The sequence below is a fragment of the Vibrio sp. SCSIO 43132 genome (assembly GCF_019904195.1).
Lineage (GTDB): Bacteria > Pseudomonadota > Gammaproteobacteria > Enterobacterales > Vibrionaceae > Vibrio > Vibrio nigripulchritudo.
On record NZ_CP063199.1, the window covers coordinates 675,392 to 696,163 of the forward strand.

18 protein-coding genes are annotated in these 20,772 nt (G+C 45.8%); 14 read left to right on the forward strand and 4 right to left on the reverse strand.

The genetic code is table 11. The features are described 5' to 3' along the window. The first annotated feature begins 216 nt into the window (after positions 1-216). Positions 217-1,527 carry a branched-chain amino acid transport system II carrier protein gene (brnQ, locus tag INR79_RS03105; protein WP_022549678.1) on the forward strand — a complete coding sequence of 437 codons (1,311 nt, stop codon included), beginning with the start codon at positions 217-219 and terminating at the stop codon, positions 1,525-1,527. A 69-nt stretch (positions 1,528-1,596) separates the two neighbouring features. Here the strand turns inward: brnQ and fldB are convergent, their stop codons facing one another. Continuing rightward, complete coding sequence (gene fldB / locus INR79_RS03110) at positions 1,597-2,115, reverse strand: flavodoxin FldB (protein ID WP_022589833.1); 519 nt, start codon at positions 2,113-2,115, stop codon at positions 1,597-1,599. Between the two features lie 223 nt (positions 2,116-2,338). On the opposite strand from fldB, the gene xerD reads away from it, so the two are divergent. The 7 genes from xerD to INR79_RS03145 all read left to right on the forward strand — a co-directional run bounded on the left by xerD (position 2,339) and on the right by INR79_RS03145 (position 11,014). Further along, positions 2,339-3,247, forward strand: a complete 909-nt coding sequence (gene xerD / locus INR79_RS03115; RefSeq protein WP_022549680.1) for a site-specific tyrosine recombinase XerD — start codon at positions 2,339-2,341, stop codon at positions 3,245-3,247. A gap of 28 nt (positions 3,248-3,275) precedes the next feature. Next, a complete protein-coding gene (dsbC, locus tag INR79_RS03120; RefSeq protein WP_022549681.1) occupies positions 3,276-4,001 on the forward strand; it encodes a bifunctional protein-disulfide isomerase/oxidoreductase DsbC in 726 nt (241 codons plus the stop codon). Between the two features lie 46 nt (positions 4,002-4,047). Continuing rightward, entirely contained in the window at positions 4,048-5,787 is a 1,740-nt protein-coding gene (gene recJ, locus INR79_RS03125; protein ID WP_223095981.1) for a single-stranded-DNA-specific exonuclease RecJ, read from the forward strand. A 161-nt stretch (positions 5,788-5,948) separates the two neighbouring features. Then, a protein-coding gene (gene prfB, locus INR79_RS03130) for a peptide chain release factor 2 (RefSeq protein WP_139063201.1) occupies positions 5,949-7,047 on the forward strand; the annotation gives its coding sequence in 2 pieces (ribosomal slippage) (positions 5,949-6,023 and positions 6,025-7,047; 1,098 coding nt in all). A 33-nt stretch (positions 7,048-7,080) separates the two neighbouring features. Next, positions 7,081-8,613, forward strand: a complete 1,533-nt coding sequence (lysS, locus tag INR79_RS03135; RefSeq protein ID WP_223095982.1) for a lysine--tRNA ligase — start codon at positions 7,081-7,083, stop codon at positions 8,611-8,613. A gap of 309 nt (positions 8,614-8,922) precedes the next feature. Next, positions 8,923-10,260 (forward strand): cyclic-di-GMP-binding transcriptional regulator VpsR, encoded by a 1,338-nt coding sequence (gene vpsR / locus INR79_RS03140; protein WP_004397895.1) that lies wholly within the window; start codon positions 8,923-8,925, stop codon positions 10,258-10,260. A gap of 502 nt (positions 10,261-10,762) precedes the next feature. Beyond that, complete coding sequence (locus tag INR79_RS03145; protein ID WP_004397899.1) at positions 10,763-11,014, forward strand: hypothetical protein; 252 nt, start codon at positions 10,763-10,765, stop codon at positions 11,012-11,014. A 58-nt stretch (positions 11,015-11,072) separates the two neighbouring features. On the opposite strand, the gene INR79_RS03150 is transcribed toward INR79_RS03145, so the two are convergent. Continuing rightward, positions 11,073-12,107, reverse strand: coding sequence for an NADP(H)-dependent aldo-keto reductase (locus tag INR79_RS03150; protein ID WP_223095983.1), 1,035 nt, complete (start codon positions 12,105-12,107; stop codon positions 11,073-11,075). Positions 12,108-12,265: 158 nt separating this feature from the next. Between INR79_RS03150 and INR79_RS03155 the strand changes: the two genes are divergently transcribed. Then, entirely contained in the window at positions 12,266-12,571 is a 306-nt protein-coding gene (locus INR79_RS03155; RefSeq protein WP_022549685.1) for a DUF6482 family protein, read from the forward strand. Between the two features lie 39 nt (positions 12,572-12,610). On the opposite strand, the gene mutH is transcribed toward INR79_RS03155, so the two are convergent. Further along, entirely contained in the window at positions 12,611-13,279 is a 669-nt protein-coding gene (mutH, locus tag INR79_RS03160) for a DNA mismatch repair endonuclease MutH (protein WP_004397904.1), read from the reverse strand. Between the two features lie 630 nt (positions 13,280-13,909). On the opposite strand from mutH, the gene rppH reads away from it, so the two are divergent. Genes rppH through INR79_RS03185 form a run of 5 tightly spaced genes read left to right on the forward strand, consistent with a single transcriptional unit; the run spans position 13,910 to position 19,211 of the window. Continuing rightward, positions 13,910-14,428 (forward strand): RNA pyrophosphohydrolase, encoded by a 519-nt coding sequence (gene rppH / locus INR79_RS03165; RefSeq protein ID WP_004397908.1) that lies wholly within the window; start codon positions 13,910-13,912, stop codon positions 14,426-14,428. 5 nt (positions 14,429-14,433) lie between these two features. Continuing rightward, positions 14,434-16,683 (forward strand): phosphoenolpyruvate--protein phosphotransferase, encoded by a 2,250-nt coding sequence (gene ptsP, locus INR79_RS03170; RefSeq protein ID WP_223095984.1) that lies wholly within the window; start codon positions 14,434-14,436, stop codon positions 16,681-16,683. Positions 16,684-16,691: 8 nt separating this feature from the next. Continuing rightward, positions 16,692-17,489, forward strand: coding sequence for a sulfite exporter TauE/SafE family protein (locus INR79_RS03175; RefSeq protein WP_022549689.1), 798 nt, complete (start codon positions 16,692-16,694; stop codon positions 17,487-17,489). Positions 17,490-17,538: 49 nt separating this feature from the next. Beyond that, on the forward strand, positions 17,539-18,351 hold the full coding sequence (lgt, locus tag INR79_RS03180) for a prolipoprotein diacylglyceryl transferase (RefSeq protein WP_022593725.1): 813 nt from the start codon (positions 17,539-17,541) through the stop codon (positions 18,349-18,351). Positions 18,352-18,359: 8 nt separating this feature from the next. Next, on the forward strand, positions 18,360-19,211 hold the full coding sequence (locus INR79_RS03185) for a thymidylate synthase (protein ID WP_022593723.1): 852 nt from the start codon (positions 18,360-18,362) through the stop codon (positions 19,209-19,211). A 334-nt stretch (positions 19,212-19,545) separates the two neighbouring features. Here the strand turns inward: INR79_RS03185 and INR79_RS03190 are convergent, their stop codons facing one another. Continuing rightward, positions 19,546-20,691, reverse strand: coding sequence for a Na/Pi symporter (locus tag INR79_RS03190; protein ID WP_038124790.1), 1,146 nt, complete (start codon positions 20,689-20,691; stop codon positions 19,546-19,548). Positions 20,692-20,772: the final 81 nt, after the last annotated feature.

The following is a 20,772-nucleotide window of genomic DNA, read 5'->3' on the forward strand; positions in this document are numbered from 1 at the left end:
TGTTATTTTAAAGATAAAGATTTTGATTAGTTATATGAGCTGAAATATCACATATAGCCAGTGATTCTATCTGCTAAATGGTGTTCTGATTGAATTTTTATTGTGTTTTTTGTCATTCTCTTGTTTCTGTTATCGCTTTTGTTCATTATTCGCCCCTTAATTCTAGAATAAAATTTCAGAATATTTGCAAACACAAGATTTTTATAAGGGTTTTAAGTGAATCAAAAACTAAAAACAACTGATGTCGTTGCTCTGGGCTTTATGCTCTTTGCATTCTTTTTAGGAGCGGGCAATATTATTTTCCCTCCTCTTGCGGGTCAATTAGCAGGTGAAAATTTGTTTCCTGCCATGTCCGGTTTTCTGTTTACTGCGGTAGGTCTGCCTTTGATCACCATTATTGCTATTGCAGTAGCGGGTGGATCTTGGGAACATCTTTCTAAGCACCTTCCTAAACAGGTAGCGACACTTATTGTCGTACTGATCTTCATTATTATTGGTCCTGCATTTGCTGCCCCACGTACAGGTTTGGTTGCGTACGAGATGGCAGTGAAGCCGTTCATTGCTAACGCAGAGCAAATGCATCTGACTATATTCTCCATTGCATTCTTTACCATTGCGATGTTTTTTGCCTGGTCTCAGGGCAAGTTGATCGACACCATTGGTAAAGTGCTAACGCCAGTGCTGTTCATCGGTTTGATTACATTAGCTGTGTCTGTATTTTTAAACCCACAAGGCGTTCCAACAGAAGCGCAGGGCGAGTATGTGACTCAGCCATTGATCAAAGGTTTCCTTGAAGGTTATAACACCATGGATACCTTCGGTGCGCTGATGTTCGGTATTCTGATTGTGGATGCACTGCGTAGCAAAGGCATTACCGAGTCCAAACCGACGACTAAATACCTGATCAGCGCAGCGGTGATCGCAGCAGCGGGTCTGGCATTTGTTTATGTGTCTCTTTTCTACTTGGGTTCTACAAGTGGTACTGTGGCTGCTGGTGCAGATAACGGTGGTGTGATCCTAAGCCTATACGTACAGGCTCTATTCGGTGCGTCGGGTCAGACGGTTCTGTCTGTGATTGTTCTATTGGCGTGTCTGACAACAGCTATTGGTCTGATCTCAGCTTGTTCTGATTACTTCAGCTCTATCACCAAAATCAACTACAAAACCTGGGTTGTGGTTATTGGAGTCGCGTGTGCAGTGGTGGCAAATGTTGGTCTGAGCCAGCTGATTTCACTGTCTGTCCCAGTTCTGTTTGCCCTTTACCCAGTAGCCATTGCTTTGGTTGCGCTGGCGTTTGTACGCGATCGCTTGCCAAATCCGCGCGTAGCGTACCGCGTAGTAGTTTTGGTGGCATTTGTGTTTGCTCTTCTGGATGCTGCGAAGGTTTCGGGTATCAATGTCAACGCATTCAATATGCTTCCACTGTTTGAAGTGGGCATGGCTTGGCTGATGCCAACTATGGCGGCGATCATCTGCATGTTCTTCATTGGCGCACCTCGTAAAGAGTTGTCGGAAGAAGCGGCATAATCGCGACTTAGTAAACAAAACAAGAAAGGGGCTGATAATCATCAGCCCCTTTTTTATAAATGTATAGAGTTACAGTGAGTCGTGGTATTCCACCAGGATTTGCTCACACCACTTTTCGATGCGCTCATCACTGAACTCGTACTGGGAATCCTCATCAAGAGCTAGGCCGACAAACTGTGATTTGTCTTCCGTAAGGGCTTTAGATGCCTCGAATTCATAGCCTTCATTTGGCCAGTAGCCAATGAATTTTACGCCTGTCGGGATCAGTTCATCATGAAGAAGCCCCATCGCATCGAGAAACCACTCGCCATAGCCTTCTTGATCGCCTAAGCCGAACAATGCGACGTGTTTGCCGTTTAGCGACACGCCACCGATGTGCTCCCATATCGCACTCCAATCTTCTTGAATTTCACCGAAATCCCACGTAGAAATCCCTAGCAATAACAGATCATAGTTGTTCATCAATGATAGTGGTGTTTCTTTTACATTAAATATGTCCACTAAATCTTCGCCGATGAAGGCGCGAATTTTTTCCGCTGCCATTTCTGTGTAGCAGGTTGTTGAGCCGTAAAAAAGTCCGATTTTCATGATCTGTCATTGTTTGTCGAAGAGATGGCAGATTCTATACCCAAATAACCTTCAGATGCTAGGCTCTGCGACAAGATGGATTTTCGGTCATAAGTATTTGGAGGGGGATGCTCATAACATACTCAAATTTGCAGGGTTTATACGATTGTAGGTGAATTTTAATAGTATTATTTTCATGCCTCACATACTCTCATGAGTGTTACCGATAAAAAGAGAGATAAGAATGACGGAAACAAGTCATCCAGATACCTACTTAATGGAGCAGTTTCTTGATGCCATGTGGATGGAGCGTGGATTGTCTGAGAATACGCTCGCTTCATACCGTAACGATTTATCCAAGTTGCTGAGCTGGATGTTGAAAGAGAACTTCCGGCTTGATTTCATCAGCGTCTCTGGGTTACAGGACTATCAAGGCTGGCTGATGGATCAAGGCTATAAACAGACGTCGCGAGCGAGAATGCTTTCGGCGATTCGCCGTCTGTTTCAGTATCTTCACCGTGAAAAGATAAGAGCAGACGACCCAAGTGCTTTGCTGGTGAGCCCCAAACTGCCCAAGCGGCTGCCCAAGGATTTGAGTGAACAGCAGGTTGAAGATTTACTCAACACGCCAGATCCTAATGACCCAATAGAGCTTCGCGACAAAGCCATGCTTGAACTTCTTTATGCGACCGGGCTTCGGGTCACTGAACTGGTTAGCCTGACGATGGAAAATATTAGCCTGCGGCAGGGCGTTGTTCGTGTAACAGGTAAAGGCGGAAAAGAGCGGTTGGTCCCAATGGGAGAAAATGCCGTTGATTGGATCGAAACCTTCCTAGAACATGGTCGTCCAAGCATTTTGGGGGAAACGTCATCGGATGTGGTGTTCCCAAGCAAGCGGGCAAGACAAATGACGCGCCAGACGTTCTGGCATCGAATTAAATTTTACGCCACGCTGGCAGAAATCGACACGGATGCGTTGTCGCCTCACGTGCTCCGACATGCATTTGCAACGCACCTGTTGAATTACGGTGCAGATTTGAGAGTGGTGCAAATGTTATTGGGTCATAGTGACTTATCGACCACGCAAATTTATACTCACGTCGCAACAGAGCGACTCAAACAGATTCACGAACAGCACCACCCAAGGGCGTAGTTCGTACATTAACTTTTAAGGTGAAAACATGCATTTCATGCGCAAACTTGGTGTTGTAGCAGCGGGCGCGCTGGCTTCATTTTCTCTATTCGCAGCAGACGCAGACACAAAATCCATCACAGAGCGTTTCAGCAAGCTTGGTCTGATGGTGACATCCGTAGATGACAGTGACATTGCGGGTCTTTACGAAGTAGAAACCAATCAAGGGTTGTTCCTTTCTACAGAAAAAGGGGACTACTTCATTCAAGGTAAAATCTATGCCCTGGACGACAAAGGTAACTTCACAGACGTGATCGCCAAGCGTTACGCAGAAAAAATCAAAGATTTCTCTTCAAGCTGGATTGAATACAAAGCCAAAGAAGAGAAGCACGTCGTGACAGTATTTACCGACGTAGATTGCGGTTACTGTCTGAAACTGCACCGTCAGATGGAAGACTACAACAAGAATGGTATTACCGTTCGCTACCTTGCTTACCCACGTGCCGGTGCACAAAGTCAGGTAGGGCATCAAATGTCACAAATCTGGTGTGCCAATGATCAGAAAGCCGCAATGGACGAAGTAAAGCTTGAGCGTACTTTCTCGCAAGAAACCAGTGAGCTGTTACAATGTCAGAACACCATCGCTGCACATCGTGATCTTGGTTCTAAGTTGGGTGTACGTGGTACACCAGCTATCGTAACCAGTAATGGTAATGTGATTGGCGGTTATCTGTCTCCGGAAGATTTGACTGCTCAGCTAGAAAGACTTAACTAATTGACCAACGGATGCCTGAGGGAAACCTCAGGCAAACGCCATTCTTATGATTGAAATTCAAAGACGTCCGCAAGACGCGCCTCACTCCTTACCTGACTCCATTCCCCCTTTATTGCAACGCATCTACGCCGCACGCGGTGTTCAAAGTATTAACCAGTTAGAGAAAGCAGCGAAAGCGCTTCACTCATACAAACTACTGGGTGGAATACAGCAAGCCGTAGAGATTTTGTTTGAATCGATTCAGAAACAAAAACGCATCATCGTCGTAGGGGATTTTGATGCAGATGGTGCAACCAGTTCTGCGTTGTCAGTGCTTGCGCTTCGGATGCTGGGTTGCCCCAACGTGGACTATCTGGTGCCAAATCGTTTTGAAGATGGCTACGGCTTAAGCCCGGAGGTGGTCGATCAGGCTCTGGAACTGGGTGTTGAAGTCATCATGACGGTCGACAATGGCGTATCGTCGATAGATGGTGTGCGTTACGCAAAGGAGAGGGGATTAACGGTTATCGTCACCGATCATCACTTACCGGGAAATGAGCTTCCCATTGCCGATGCGATTGTTAACCCCAACCTTGAGTCTTGTCAGTTTCCATCAAAATCTTTGGCTGGTGTTGGTGTTGCGTTCTACATGATGATGGCGCTTTGCGTTCACATGCGAAAGCTCAGCTGGTTTGCCTCACAGGGGATGCAAGAACCCAAATTAATGGAGCTTATCGATTTAGTTGCACTTGGAACCGTCGCCGATGTCGTGCCTCTGGATGAGAATAACCGAATTTTGGTACATCAAGGGTTACAACGCATTCGTGCGGGTAAAGCTCGCCCAGGAATTCAGGCGCTTATTGAAGTATCTAAACGAGATGCCCGTAGACTGGTGGCATCCGATTTCGGATTTGCCTTAGGTCCACGCATTAATGCGGCGGGGCGTTTGGATGACATGTCTTTTGGGGTTGAGCTTCTGATGAGCAACAATATCCACGCTGCGCGCCGCATGGCGAGTGAGTTGGATGGACTCAACCAAACCCGTAAAGAAATCGAAGAAGGCATGAAGCAAGAAGCCATGGCGTTTTGTGAACGTCTGCAATTTGGTGAAAATGCGGAGCTACCTTATGGCTTAGCCTTGTTCCAGCGAGACTGGCATCAGGGTGTCATCGGTATTTTAGCTTCACGCATTAAAGAGAAGTTTCATCGCCCGGTGATCGCCTTTGCCGACGGTGGAGAAGGCACAATCAAAGGGTCCTGCCGCTCTATTCCCGGTCTGCATATGCGAGATACATTGGACAGAATCGACACGCAAAATCCTGGGTTGATCGCTAAATTCGGTGGTCACGCCATGGCGGCAGGATTGACCATAGATGAAGTCGATTTTGAAAAATTCAGCAAGCTGTTCGATGAAGCGGTCAGGCAAGATCTTGATGAAGCCTCACTCAAAGGCGTAGTGATGTCTGATGGTGAGTTGCTACCCGAAGAATTTTCCATGCACGTAGCTGAAACCTTACGTGGAGCCGGACCGTGGGGTCAAGCATTCCCAGAGCCCATTTTTGATGGCGAATTCAAAGTCCTGCACCAAAAACTGGTGGGTGAGAAGCACCTCAAATTGATGTTAGAACCGCTGCATAAGGGACACCCGACCAATATCATGATAGATGGCATTGCGTTCAATATCGATTTACGTCGCTGGCCAGACGCGTCGGTGAAAACCGTACATTTAGCCTACAAACTGGATGTAAACGAGTTTCGTGGCAATCAGTCGCTTCAGCTGATGATCGATCATATCGAAGCCAAGTAACCTCGCATCGAGTATTGCCTTTCAACCCTGTCCCGCTGTTGATTGAGAGCAGCGGGCATCTGCAATTTCACAGCTCAAATTGCGCAAATTTTTCCTGTATCTCTGTCACATTTTTAAGTAGAATTCCTCGGTTAAATTCTACGCTAAAATGTTGAGCAAACATGTTTGAAATCAATCCAATTAAAAACCGCCTGCAGGACGTGACTGAGCGCACAAATGTCCTGAGGGGGTATCTTTGACTATGACGCCAAGAAAGAGCGTCTAGAAGAAGTAAACGCAGAACTTGAACAGCCGGATGTATGGAACGAACCAGAGCGAGCACAAGCTTTAGGTAAAGAACGTGCATCACTGGAAGCGGTGGTAGAAACCATCGACTTGCTAGACCAGGGTGTGGAAGACGTTGATGGTCTTCTGGAACTGGCGGTTGAAGAAGAAGATCAGGAAACCTTCGACGAGATTGAGCCAGAGTTGGCTGAACTTGAACAAAAGCTAGAGAAGCTTGAATTCCGTCGTATGTTTGCTGGCGATCACGACTCCTCTGATAGCTACATCGACTTGCAAGCGGGTTCAGGCGGCACAGAAGCTCAAGACTGGACCAACATGATGCTTCGCATGTACTTGCGTTGGGCTGAAGCCAAAGGCTTCAAAGCGGAAGTGATTGAAGTATCTGAAGGTGAAGTAGCAGGTCTGAAATCGGCAACGGTTCGTATTTCAGGTGAGTACGCTTACGGTTGGCTTCGCACTGAAACGGGCGTTCACCGTCTGGTTCGTAAATCGCCATTCGATTCAGGCGGTCGTCGTCATACTTCATTTGCGTCTGCGTTTGTTTACCCAGAGATTGACGAAAACATTGCTATCGACATTAACCCTGCCGATCTTCGCATCGACGTATACCGTGCGTCGGGAGCTGGTGGTCAGCACGTTAACACCACGGAATCTGCGGTACGTATTACCCACCTTCCAACCAATACTGTGGTGCAGTGTCAGAACGACCGTTCTCAGCACAAAAACAAAGATCAGGCAATGAAGCAGCTTCGAGCGAAGCTATTCGAACTTGAGCTTCAAAAGCAGAACGCAGAGAAGCAAGCCAATGAAGACGCCAAGTCTGACATCGGCTGGGGTAGCCAAATCCGTTCTTATGTACTGGATGACTCCCGAATCAAAGATTTACGTACCGGCGTTGAAAACCGCAATACGCAAGCGGTTCTTGACGGCGATCTGGACAAATTTATCGAAGCCAGCCTGAAATCAGGTCTGTAAGCTTTCACCGACAATCGACAGGATACATCGAAAATGACTGATGCTGTTCAAAATGAAACGCAACTAGAAGCCCATTCACAAGAAGAGAATAAGCTGATTGCCGAGCGTCGCGCGAAATTGGATGAAATTCGCAAGACTTGCAACGCTAACGGTCACCCTAACGACTTCCGTCGTGACAGCTTGGCTGGCGACCTTCAGAAAGAGTTCGGTGAAAAGAGCAAAGAAGAACTGGAAGAGCTGAACCACGTAGTGGCGATCGCGGGTCGTATCATGGCGAAGCGTGGTCCTTTCCTTGTAATTCAGGAAACTTCTGGTCGTATTCAGGCTTATGCAGCGAAAGATGTTCAGAAAGAACTGAAAGCAAAATACCAAGGGTTAGACATCGGTGACATCATCGGTGTGAAAGGTGCGCTTCACAAGTCTGGTAAAGGTGACCTTTACGTGAACATGGAAGAGTACGAGTTGCTGACCAAAGCACTGCGTCCACTTCCAGAGAAGTTTCACGGCCTGACGGATCAGGAAATGCGTTACCGTCAACGCTATGTTGACCTGATTGTGAACGAAGATTCTCGTCAGGCGTTCATCATCCGTTCTAAGCTGGTGTCTTCTATCCGTAACTTCATGAGTGGCAAAGGCTACCTGGAAGTTGAAACACCAATGATGCACGTGATTCCTGGCGGTGCAACGGCTCGCCCGTTCATCACTCACCACAATGCGCTAGACATCGATATGTACCTGCGTGTTGCGCCAGAGCTTTACCTTAAGCGTTTGGTTGTGGGTGGCTTTGACCGTGTATTCGAAATCAACCGTAACTTCCGTAACGAAGGTTTGTCTCCTCGTCACAACCCAGAATTCACGATGATGGAGTTCTACCAAGCGTACTCAGACTACAAGGACCTAATGGACCTGACTGAAGAGATGCTAAGTACGGTAGCGCTGGATGTTCTTGGTTCAACGTCTATGCCTTACGGTGACGAAACGGTTGAATTCGGTGGTAAGTACGCTCGTATGAGCATGTTTGAAGCTATCAAACACTACAACCCAGAGCACGAAGCAATTCAGAAACTGACAGAAGCGGATCTGCAAGACCGTGACCTAATGGTGTCAATTGCGAAATCTGTTCACGTAGAAGTGGAAGAGTTCTGGACGTGTGGTCAACTGCTTGAAGAGATTTTCGGTGAGACAGCCGAGCCTAAGCTGATTCAGCCAACCTTCATCACTGGCTACCCAGCAGATATTTCTCCATTGGCTCGCCGTAGCGACGACAACCCGTTCTTCACTGACCGTTTTGAGTTCTTTATCGGTGGCCGTGAAGTAGCAAATGGTTTCTCTGAGCTTAACGATGCTGAAGATCAGGACACTCGTTTTAAAGCTCAGGTTGAAGCAAAAGATGCGGGTGATGACGAAGCGATGTACTACGACGAAGACTACATCACAGCACTTGAGCATGGTCTGCCACCAACAGCAGGACAGGGAATTGGTATAGACCGATTGGCAATGTTATTCACAAACACGCATACCATTCGTGATGTAATTCTATTCCCAGCAATGCGACCACAGCAGTAAAAATTTTGTGTCTCAAAATTAAAGCCACCTTCGGGTGGCTTTTTTTGATCTTAATTTGAGTGCTGAAATTTTATAAATATGTGATTTTGCTCTGCAAAACGAGCGATCTTTTCACTTTATCTTTATGTGTCTCACTATTGACAACAGTTATTGGTTAGTCTGTTCATGCTTGACTGTTTAACAATCTATACTATGTCTTAACTATGAGACGTTTTATTGTCGCAAGATTAATTCATATTTAAATCGTCAAGCACCTTAAAACCACGATGAAGATCGTAACAACAATATAGATTGATTAAGGAAGTATTAATGGGTACTCAATTCCGAATGGATTCTGTACCGGGTTCACTTGTTGTTGTTGGAGGCACATACGAACCTTGGCTTGCAGTGTTAGAGCAGGTAGGTTGGCGTTGCCAGCGATGTGATGACCTTCGTGAAGCACAAACATTGTTCTCAGAGATTGGTCCTTGCATTGGGATTGTTGATTTAAGCCAAGATGAGTTCAGTCTCAATGGATTGGCTAATTTGGTCAGCAGCCACAAGCAGGTTCGTTGGCTGGCATTTATTCGGGAGTCTCAACTGAGTTCCGATACCATATGTCAGTTCATAGTAAACTTTTGTATTGATTTTTTTACTGCGCCCATACCAGACGCACAATTACTCAATACAATTGGCCACCAACTTGGAATGCTGAAACTGGAGAAAAAAGTTTGGCCGAGTTATGGTCAGACTAGTGATATGGGCATGATTGGGGAGTCAATGCCTATAAAGCGTCTGCGAGATCAGGTAAGAAGAATTGGACCTACCGATGTCAGTATTTTGATATTTGGGGAATCAGGATCAGGGAAAGAAAAAGTTGCTCAGGCAATCCACACGACATCGGCCCGTTCAAAAGGTCCGTTTTTCAGTGTGAATTGCGGTGCGATATCTGAGCAGCGAATGGAAATGGATATTTTCGGCATTGGCAGAGGCGACGACTGGGGAGAGTCCTCACTGCTAGAGCAAGCTGATGGAGGCACAATTCTGTTCAACGATATTTTGAACATGCCGCTATCTCAACAACAGCATTTGTTATTCTACTTACAGGAAGGAAAAGTCGAAACAAAAGAAGGGGCGAAAGAGGTTGATGTCAGGATTCTGGTTGCAAACCATTCCGACATGGAAAAAGCCCTTCTCGATGATGACTTTAACGAAGAACTTTACCACCGACTCAATGTACTGAGAATTAACGTTCCTAGTCTGAAAGAGCGCTCTGGCGATATCGCTGTACTGGCGAATCACTACCTGAACGTGTATTCCCGTGAATACAACGCTCAGGCGCGTAGCTTCTCTGATCAGGCTCTGAGAGCATTAACTCAGCACCATTGGCCAGGAAATGTTCGTGAGTTAATGAATCAGATTAAGCGCGTTGTACTGATGTCAGATTCAGTGGTTATTGAAGAGTCACAACTCGATTTACCAAAACGTGCTGACAACCAAAGAAGTTTGCGTAGCATACGAGAGCGATCGGAGAGGGATGCTTTAGTATTGGTATTGGAATCACATGATGGTCAGGTGACGCCAGCCGCAAAAGAATTGGGTGTATCACGAGCGACAATGTATCGTTTGCTGAATAAGCATAATCTGATTTCTGAAACCAGAGCATAAATCCTGATTCAGATACAAAACCAAAAGCAAACGCTCGCATAAACTGCGAGCGTTTTTTTATCGTATTTGCGTTTTCTTATGAACATATATTCTATTTTATAACTGAAACTTTAAATATTATTCCAGTGAATAAGCTTCGATCCAGTTGCATACAGATGTATTTGCTTTATTTATAAATAAAGTAAATAACTGCTTGAATAATATCCTTTCGGGGTTAGAATTTAACCGTGACAGCAAGTCACATCAAATCACTTCTATTTTGGATTAAGTAACTCAGGGAGGCACAAAATGCTAATCATTTTCAAAGCACAGCAAATTTGTGTCGCCACCGATATGGGCAATACCACCAACGTTCGTGGTAGTGAACTGCCTACATCTGATAGTTAATTAATCCGTAACCTTTCAGGCTGCGGGTAAGCGGTCTGACTGGGAAAGTCTCTTTTATTGAATCCTGTTTTTCCGATCGCTTTATCCAGCCTGTTTTACAATCTGGAGAAAAGTTATGCGTCACTCAATTTACATTCAACTAGCCACTTTATTAGTTAAAGCCGATATCAAACGCGAAGAGCGAGCCTGGAAACGTCGTGTTGCGAGAGCACAGCAAAACATTCCATGGCACAACGCCCACCTGTTGCAAGATATTGGTCTTGACCCAGACGGTCGTCTAGTGGGTGCGAATGAGCAACCTTCAGCTACAGCAGAACGCCGTGTTCGTCATCTTCGCCGACTAATACGAACGCGAATTCCAACGTAGTAAAAGGGGCTAAGCAGGTAGTCTGCTTAGCCCCTCCAATCAAAAAATTTCCTGTCAATCAGGGACAAGGGTTGGAGTATTGCACTCCAATCTCTTGTAGAGAGTTCAGCAACTCTTCTGACAAATTCACGTCCAAGCTGTCAATGTTACTCTTCAACTGATCCATAGTGGTTGCTCCAATGATGTTGGAAGCAACAAATGGACGCTGATTAACAAACGCTAATGCCATCTGAGCCGGATCTAGCCCATGTTCTCGGGCAAGATTGACATAAGCTTCCGTTGCTTTGATGCCATTGGGGGTAAAGTATCGAACGAAGCGTTCAAACAGAGTACAACGTGCTCCATCTGGACGGGCATCATTTAGGTACTTTCCACTTAATACACCGAATGCAAGAGGCGAATACGCCAGTAACTCGACGCCTTCATGGTGAGCGATTTCAGACAGCCCAACTTCGAAAGTTCGATTCAACAGGTTGTAAGGATTCTGTATAGAAACCGCTCTTGGTAATCCATGCTTTTCGGCTAGCCTTATATAACTCATGACTCCCCAGGGCGTCTCATTCGAAAGCCCGATATAGCGAACTTTCCCTTGCTTAACAATGTCTGCAAGCGCTTCAAGAGTTTCCAGTATCGGTGTATCGTGTTGCTCTTCCGGATAAGGGTAATTGAGTTGACCGAAGCAGTTGGTCTGGCGCTCTGGCCAGTGGATTTGATAGAGATCGATGTAGTCTGTTTTTAATCGGCGCAAACTGTCATCGACGGCTTGGTGAATGTTACGCCAGTCTAACGCCATGTTGTCCCTGATGTAGGGAATGCCGCGCGGTCCTGCTACCTTTGTCGCGAGCACTATTTTTTCGCGTTTACCGGATTTTTCAAGCCAGTTCCCAATGTATTCTTCTGTTCTTCCTTGCGTCTCTTCTTTGGGAGGAACTGGGTACATTTCTGCGGTATCAATAAAGTTGATGCCTCTTTCCAAGGCGTAATCAAGTTGAGAGAAAGCTTCAGCCTCGGTGTTCTGTGCACCAAAGGTCATGGTTCCTAAACACAACGGACTGATTTCAAGAGTTGAATGCGGTAACTTCCTTAATTGCATAAACATTCCTCGTTTTTCTTCCACTATAAACTGATTGTTATGGCAGCGGTCAAGTAAAAACTAATAATGACTTATTTAACAATAACTCAGTTGTTGACTATGCTTTACAAACCCCATAACAAAAATGCATGGCTCGAATGCCAGCCAAGGAAGGGAAAATGCAAAGAGAACAACTGAATCACTGGGTGCACGCAAAACATATTGAGCAAGGTAAAGAGCCCAAAATATTCGTCATCAGTTGTGCAAATTTGTCCAGTTATTTGCTTGCTGTGGAATACAAACACAAGCTTGAACCCATCAAAGGTAAAAATGAACCCCTGCACTTTGATTCACTGGAACTGGTGAAAGCTGCATTACATAAAATGGGTGTTCATACTGCCTATCTAAGATTACACAACGTTTACGATGAATGTGGTGAGACTGGTGTCGCTCCATATCATGATATCGAGCTGTCTATTCATTAGGTGCCTCTGAAGATGTCGGCGATACAATGTTGGCGAGAGTTATTGATCAAAGAATTGTTCGAGGATCTTTTGGGTAAAGTTTTTCTTGAGGTAGAAACCTCGAGGGAGCGTCATGATAGGCGTGCCATCGCTGCCGTAGGCCTCAGTTAAAGCACGGCTATTGGCTGCTTTGGGGCGCAGTTGCAATGCCTGACCGTGTCGGGCAGTGATTTGTTCAACTTTTCCAAGCACAATAAACTCCATGAGTTCTTCCCAGTCGTGTCTTAAGATCTTCTCTTCTTCTTCTGTGGGTGACCACAAAACTGGGCAACCGACATGTCTGTCGCCGACTGGCAATTCTCTCTCTCCTTCGACAGGGATCCAGAGAACACGAGAGAGCTTTTGTCTGATATGGCTATGTTCCCATGTCAGCCCTTGCACACCAATGAGTGGAGCGACAGAAACAAAAGTGGTTTCGAGAGGAGTACCTTTATGGCTAATTGGGATACTTTTGAGCTCAATACCAAGATCAACAAAATCCTGTTGTGGCTTGCTACCGGCACTTGCGCCTAAATGCCATTCCAGTAACTGACCAACCCAACCTTTATCGCGCCTTAAGTTTTCAGGAACATCCATGTTGGCTTCTTCCGCTAGCTCAGAAAGAGTATAGCCGGCTATGGATAACGCTCTTTCATAGAGCTCTTGTTCTGATGTTGGAGTCGGTTTCATGGAGGGGTTATTCAGTTAAAAAACGCATGTTATCACATCTGCCAGAAGATAATCCTGAGTGAATGGGGTGATCATTTAAAAAGCACTTCGGATTCCAAGGATCTTTTAATAACTTATCCACAGAAAAAATAGAAAACTCGCCAAAGCTAAAACAACTGGATCTATATTCAGGGGTTTTGTAGAACGTATTTGTTACGTTCTGGCTACATTTAGTCAGTTTTTGACCTCTTGATGTGGATAAAGGCTTGTGTGGTGGATCTTTAACCGATCTGTATTTGAATAACATTTTCGTTAATCATTAAAGATAATATTAGGTGTGTATTTAATTTAACTTTTTGTTTTTATTTTGTTTTATTTTGATCTGAACACTCAATTCTTGGAGTGGTACGCAGTAAGCAGATCTGGTTTTTCCCATTGTGTTCGGTTTCTTCACACACTTATTCACAGAAAAGGTGAATAAATGTGGCGCTGGTCTCATTCTTGTGTTGATAACTTAGGTTTTGATGAAAAGTTATCCAGTGCTGGCTTTGTCGCACAGAAAAAAACGCATTATGCGACATGTAAGTTTGCCCAAGTTGGGGATATGTGGAAAAATCACACTTAACAGAGATTTATATTAGAGGTTAGCCAGTGATCGATGGCGATGGTTACCGCTTAAATGTGGGAATTGTAATTTGTAACAACCATGGTCAGGTATTCTGGGCAAAACGATACGGGCAGCATTCATGGCAATTTCCTCAAGGGGGAATCGATGATGGCGAAACACCCGAAGAGGCAATGTTTCGTGAGCTGTATGAAGAAGTAGGTTTGACTCAAAAAGACGTAAAAGTCGTCGCGACCAGTCGTCATTGGTTACGCTATAAGCTACCCAAACGGCTGGTACGATGGGATTCAAAACCAGTTTGTATCGGACAAAAACAGAAATGGTTCCTGCTGCGTTTAGACTGCGATGAGTCTAAAATCAATATGCAACGTGGCAATACCCCTGAATTTGATGGTTGGAGATGGGTAAGTTATTGGTACCCCGTAAGACAGGTTGTTTCGTTTAAACGTGACGTTTATCGACGAGCGATGAAAGAGTTTGCCACGTTGGCGATGCCGTTTAGAGAGCGGAAAGTAAAAGGTAAGCGAAAGAATCGAAGAGGATAGATTAAATGCTCACTCAGCTGCGGGATATAGTTGAACAGGTTTCCAGAGTTGAACACATTCATGAGGCATTAGATGTCTTGGTCAACGAAACTTGTCATGCCATGCAAACTGAGTGTTGCACCGTCTATTTTGCAAACGATGAATTATCCCGCCTTGAATTGATGGCCACCAAAGGTCTGAAATTCGAAGGGGACGAAATCCACATTGGTTATCATGAAGGGCTGGTGGGTTTAGTCCGAAGAACCGCCGAGCCCCTTAACCTTGCTGAAGTATCTACTCACCCTAGCTTTAAATTCTTTCCTCAACTTGGGGAGGGCATTTATCACTCCTTCTTAGGTGCCCCTATTATTCATCGAAAACAAGTGCTTGGTGTATTGGTTATTCAGCAAAAATCACCTCGGCTGTTTTCAGAAATGGAAGAATCATTTCTCGTCACTTTGTCCGCTCAGCTTGCGGTGATCATTGCCCATGCTCAAGCGCAAGGTCACTGGCTTCTGAATGATGCCAACAGCCAGAAATTAAGCGGAATTGCGGCGTCACCTGGTGTTGCAGTCGGCGAATTCTGGTGGGACGACACGCAGCCCAAACTTTCAGACGTTTACCCGGCCAGTACTCTTGATGTTGAACAGGAGCAAGAATGGCTCGCACTGGCGATGGAAAGCGCAAAAGCAGACTTTCGCCGTTTAAGGAAGAAACTGGACAACGATATCAACAAAGATACGTTGGCAATTTTCGACCTCTTCACCCATTTATTGAACGACCCCATGCTGCGAAACGATCTGAAAGAGCAAATCCAGAAGGGGGATCGTGCAGACTGGGCTTTGCGCCAGGTCGTAGAAACCTACTCAAACCGGTTTGCTCAGATGTCGGACGTGTACTTGCGAGAGCGAGCTCAAGACATTCGTGAACTGGGGCAGCGACTGCTTTATTTTTTGCATACCAGTGAAGTGGGGGAGCTAGAGCTCAACCAGCCCGTCATTTTGGTGGTCAATGAACTTACGGCATCTACGCTCGCTAGCTTACCCAAAGACAAGTTACTTGCTGTGATATCTATTGAGGGAGCGGCTAACTCGCACGCGGCGATTTTGTCTCGTGCGCTGGGTATCCCTGCCATAATGGGGGCGAACGTCACTCCGCAAAACCTCAATGGGAAAGAAGGGATTGTTGATGGTTACAGCGGTGAAATTTTCGTTGAGCCGCCAGCGCAGTTACTGAAAGAGTATCGCTCGCTGAGAGATGAAGAATTCGAACTCTCAAAAATGGTGGAGAAAGAGCTTCATCAAGAAGCGAAAACTCAGGATGACTGTAAAGTTGACGTGCTTCTTAATGCGGGCTTGAGTGCTGACACCAACATTTCTGTTAATCAGGGAGTTAATGGTGTCGGGCTCTATCGAACTGAAATCTCTTTTCTGCTTCAGCATCGTTTTCCTTCTGAAGAAGAACAACACCAACAATATCGTCGAGTGCTCGAAACGTATCCGAACAAACCCGTAGTCATGCGGACGTTGGATGTCGGTGGCGACAAACCTTTACCTTATCTTCCTATTGAGGAAGACAACCCTTTCCTGGGTTGGCGTGGAATACGTTTTACTCTGGACCATCCCGATATTTTCCTTATCCAGCTTCGTGCCATGCTCAAAGCGAGTGATGGTCTGAACAATCTCAACATTTTATTACCCATGTTATCTGGCAACCAAGAGCTGGATGACGCACTTGCTCTGATCCAACAGGCCTATGACGAGGTGTCGCAAAGTCACAAAAATGTGTGCAAACCTCGTGTAGGCGTCATGTTAGAAGTCCCTTCTATGCTCTATTTACTGTCATTTATGGCAGATAAAATAGACTTCGTTTCGGTTGGAACCAATGACTTAACCCAATATCTTCTTGCTGTAGACCGTAACAACGCACGCGTGTCTGGCGTATATGAATCGGTGCATCCAGCCGTGATACAAGCTCTGGCACAAATCGAAAAAACGTGTCGGGCTTATAAACTCCCGGTGAGCATTTGCGGCGAGTTGGCGGGCGACCCTATTGGGGCTTTACTATTGGTTGGATTAGGGTATCGTTCTCTGAGCATGAATACCGCCAATGTAGCCAGAGTGAAATATTTGCTTCGCCAGTCCTCAGTGAAGGACCTGGAGCAATTAGCTCTGAATGCGCTTGCTCAGCCGTACGGGCAGGCGATTTACGATCAGGTATTTGATTACTTAGAACAACGAAATCTCGCAGGATTTGTCCGGGCGGGTAATAAATAGAGGTAAACTTGAACATAGAGCTGATAATTCAATTCCTGATACTGGGAAGTGTGGTTGGGGTCTTGGCAGGCTTATTGGGAATTGGTGGAGGCTTAGTGGTTGTGCCCGCGTTGCTTTGGCTGCTCCCAGCTGCAGGAATTTCTACCAATCTCGTTATGCACATCGCACTGGCTACATCTCTGGCCACCATCATTCTGACTTCCGGTTCTTCTGCTTTTAATCACCTTAGGCTAGGCAACGTCGATATGTTCGTTGTTAAATGGCTTATGCCTGGTGTCGTCGTTGGTGGGTTAGCTGGTTCTTTCATCGCTGAAGCGATTCCAACTCAGTACCTGATTAAAGTGTTTGGTATCATCGTCTTGGGGCTCGCCATTCAAATGCTGATGTCTCTAAAATCTTCAAACAGTCGCCCTATGCCTGCTGCCGGAACCACTTTGGGTTACGGTGGTCTTATTGGGGTCACTTCCAGTCTAGCGGGTATCGGTGGTGGTTCGTTAACGGTTCCGTTTCTTAGCCGTCATGGCGTGGAAATGCGTAAAGCGATTGGTTCGTCTTCGGTATGCGGATCATTTATTGCCATTGCTGGTATGACAGGGTTTGTTGTACACGGTTTGGATGCCAGCGGGCTTCCAGAGTACAGTATTGGTTATGTATACTTGCCTGCACTATTTGGTATTGCTGCGACATCCGTGTTAACGACTCGCGTGGGAGCCAAACTGGCAACCCGACTTCCTACCGCAGTATTGAAGAAAATCTTTGCGGTATTCTTACTGTTCGTCGCTGGAAAAATGCTGTTGCCGTTTTAATTCGACTCAAATTCGGCATCAGATTCATCACATTTAAAGAGATTTAAACATGAACCAAGGGTTTATAACCTTTCCTCAAATTGATCCTGTTATCTTTTCTATAGGACCTCTTGCCCTGCGCTGGTATGGCTTGATGTACCTTGTCGGCTTTGTGTTCGCGCTATGGCTCGCCAACCGTCGTGCTGATATGCCAAACAGTGGTTGGACGCGTGACAATGTCTCGGATTTGTTATTTGCTGGCTTTTTAGGTGTCGTGCTTGGTGGGCGTATTGGTTATGTTTTTTTCTACAATTTCGATGTTCTCTTAAGCGACCCACTTTACCTCTTTAAAATCTGGACCGGAGGAATGTCTTTCCACGGTGGTCTTCTGGGCGTTATCGCCGCGATGGCATGGTATGCCCGTCGAAATGGACGCACATTCTTCAGCGTTGCAGATTTTATTGCTCCACTAGTGCCATTTGGGTTGGGAATGGGGCGTTTGGGTAACTTTATGAATGATGAGCTTTGGGGACGTGTTACTGACGTACCTTGGGCTGTATTGTTCCCAAGCGGTGGATACCTGCCTCGACACCCTTCTCAGTTATATGAGTTTGTGCTTGAAGGTGTGGTCTTATTCTTCATTCTCAACTGGTTTATTAAGAAGCCGCGCCCGGCCGGCAGCGTCGCTGGGCTGTTTCTGCTAGGCTATGGCGCATTCCGATTCATTGTGGAGTATTTCCGCGAGCCGGATGCGCACTTAGGGCTCTACGGCGATTGGATCTCAATGGGACAAATTTTGTCACTGCCAATGGTGATTGGTGGAGCAGTGCTGATAGGCTGGGCTTACAGCGCAAACAAACAACCTGTTAAATCAAAAATTTAAGGTCGACAGTGAAACAGTATTTAGACTTGTGTCAGCACATCGTCGATGACGGTGTGTGGATTGAAAATGAACGTACAGGTAAACGTTGCCTTACGGTAATTAACGCCGATCTTACTTATGACGTTGCCGCGAATGAATTTCCATTAGTGACTACGCGTAAAAGCTTCTGGAAAGCCGCAGTAGCAGAGCTACTGGGTTACATTCGTGGATATGACAACGCAGAAGACTTTCGAAAACTTGGCACCAAAACCTGGGATGCAAACGCCAACCTGAACGAAGCGTGGTTGAACAACCCGTACCGAAAGGGTGAAGACGACATGGGTCGTGTTTATGGTGTTCAGGGGCGTGCCTGGGCTAAGCCGGATGGCGGACACATCGACCAACTCAGAAAAATTGTTGATGATCTCTCTAAAGGTGTTGATGACCGCGGTGAGATACTCAACTTCTACAATCCGGGCGAATTCCATATGGGGTGTTTACGCCCTTGTATGTACAGCCATCATTTCTCTTTGTTGGGTGACACCCTATACCTGAACAGCACCCAGCGTTCTTGTGACGTACCATTAGGGTTGAACTTCAACATGGTTCAGGTCTACGTTTTCTTAGCGCTAATGGCGCAGATCACGGGCAAGAAACCGGGTCAGGCTTACCACAAGATTGTTAACGCTCATATCTATGAAGATCAGTTAGAACTGATGCGCGACGTTCAGCTTAAGCGCGAACCTTTCCCTGCTCCAGAGTTTAGAATCAATCCAGACATCAAATCTCTGGAAGATTTGGAAACTTGGGTAACCATGGACGATTTTGAAGTGGTTGGTTACCAGTGCCACGACGCAATTAAGTATCCGTTCTCGGTTTAGTATTCGTTCTCAGATTAGTAGTCGAATACGCTAAAGCGCCACTCTAAAGCACAGAGTGGCGTTTTTGTATGCAAAGTGTGTACAGATTAACTATCAGTGCGTTCGACGCATTACACGTTGGTATAGCCCCATTTTTCGACTCAATACCACTCTATCTTCAAATCTATGTCTTGATCGAAAGCCAATTTCATGCGAAAGAAACAACCTAGCAAACCGATAGTCTCGATAAACCTGAGCTCAGGGTATACCAATCACTTGCTGCAATTGATATTAGATACAATAAAAATCCCCAGCATTCAGAGAATGCTGGGGATTGAATTTTTAAATCTCAAGCTTAGGCAGTCAGTGCCAGAATCGTGCCTGGCATGATGATGAACACCGCCAGCAAGTAACCCACAACAACCGCTTTGTTTTTCATCGCCATGTCCGAGATTAGGTCTGCACCTTTGATTGGCAGCTCTCTCAGGAATGGAATGCCGTAGATGAAAATGGTCGCCATCAGGTTAAACACCAGGTGTACCAAAGCGATTTGCAATGCGAAGACCGCGAATTCACCAGATACCGCTGTAGCAGCCAGCAGAGCCGTGATACATGTACCGATGTTAGCGCCCAGAGTGAATGGGTAAACATCGCGAACTTTCAGTACACCAGAACCTACTAGTGGAACCATCAGGCTAGTTGTTGTTGAAGAAGACTGAACCAATACAGTCACAACAGAACCAGAAGCGATACCGTGAAGAGGACCACGACCGATAGCGTTTTTCAGGATTTCACGAGCACGACCAACCATCAGGCTCTTCATGAGTTTACCCATCACTGTGATAGCAACAAAGATGGTTGCGATACCAAGCAGGATCAGAGTAACACCACCAGCGACATCACCAAAGGTTGCTAGCGGCTCTTTAATTGCACTTACAACAGGTTTGGTAATTGGTTTGATGAAGTTAAACCCTTTGATACTCATGTCACCAGTAGCCAGCATTGGAGAAATCAGCCAGTGAGAGACTTTTTCCAGAATGCCGAACATCATTTCCAGTGGTAGGAAGATAATGACTGCGAGCAGGTTGAAGAAATCGTGAATAGTTGCACTAGCGAAAGCGCGTTTGAATTCGTCTTTGCAACGAACGTGACCCAAGCTTACTAGGGTATTAGTCACGGTAGTACCAATGTTGGCACCCATGATCATAGGGATCGCTGTTGCGACAGGAAGACCGCCAGCAACAAGACCGACAATAATAGACGTAACAGTACTCGATGACTGAATCAAGGCAGTTGCGACAAGACCAATCATTAAGCCTGCAACCGGGTGAGAAGCAAATTCGAAAAGAGTTTTAGCGTGTTCTCCAGTAGCCCACTTAAAACCACTTCCTACCATAGATACTGCAAGTAATAGTAGGTAAAGCATGAAAGCCAAGTTAGCCCAGCGTAGCCAGCGAGCGGAACCCGATTGTGGCGCTGCTGTTGAAGTAGCTTGGTTTATCATATTTTTCTCCGTTGACCGTTCTCATTTGGTCGGTTAGTGAATCTGAGGGCGATACTAGAGATGAAATATTGCAGTTAT

Bases quoted from the DNA above. Each gene is read 5' to 3' on its own strand.
- fldB (WP_022589833.1), bottom strand. From the start codon at position 2,115: ATGAAAATCGGACTTTTTTACGGCTCAACAACCTGCTACACAGAAATG.
- xerD (WP_022549680.1), top strand. From the start codon at position 2,339: ATGACGGAAACAAGTCATCCAGATACCTACTTAATGGAGCAGTTTCTT.
- dsbC (WP_022549681.1), top strand. From the start codon at position 3,276: ATGCATTTCATGCGCAAACTTGGTGTTGTAGCAGCGGGCGCGCTGGCT.
- recJ (WP_223095981.1), top strand. From the start codon at position 4,048: ATGATTGAAATTCAAAGACGTCCGCAAGACGCGCCTCACTCCTTACCT.
- lysS (WP_223095982.1), top strand. From the start codon at position 7,081: ATGACTGATGCTGTTCAAAATGAAACGCAACTAGAAGCCCATTCACAA.
- vpsR (WP_004397895.1), top strand. From the start codon at position 8,923: ATGGGTACTCAATTCCGAATGGATTCTGTACCGGGTTCACTTGTTGTT.
- INR79_RS03145 (WP_004397899.1), top strand. From the start codon at position 10,763: ATGCGTCACTCAATTTACATTCAACTAGCCACTTTATTAGTTAAAGCC.
- INR79_RS03150 (WP_223095983.1), bottom strand. From the start codon at position 12,107: ATGCAATTAAGGAAGTTACCGCATTCAACTCTTGAAATCAGTCCGTTG.
- INR79_RS03155 (WP_022549685.1), top strand. From the start codon at position 12,266: ATGCAAAGAGAACAACTGAATCACTGGGTGCACGCAAAACATATTGAG.
- mutH (WP_004397904.1), bottom strand. From the start codon at position 13,279: ATGAAACCGACTCCAACATCAGAACAAGAGCTCTATGAAAGAGCGTTA.
- ptsP (WP_223095984.1), top strand. From the start codon at position 14,434: ATGCTCACTCAGCTGCGGGATATAGTTGAACAGGTTTCCAGAGTTGAA.
- lgt (WP_022593725.1), top strand. From the start codon at position 17,539: ATGAACCAAGGGTTTATAACCTTTCCTCAAATTGATCCTGTTATCTTT.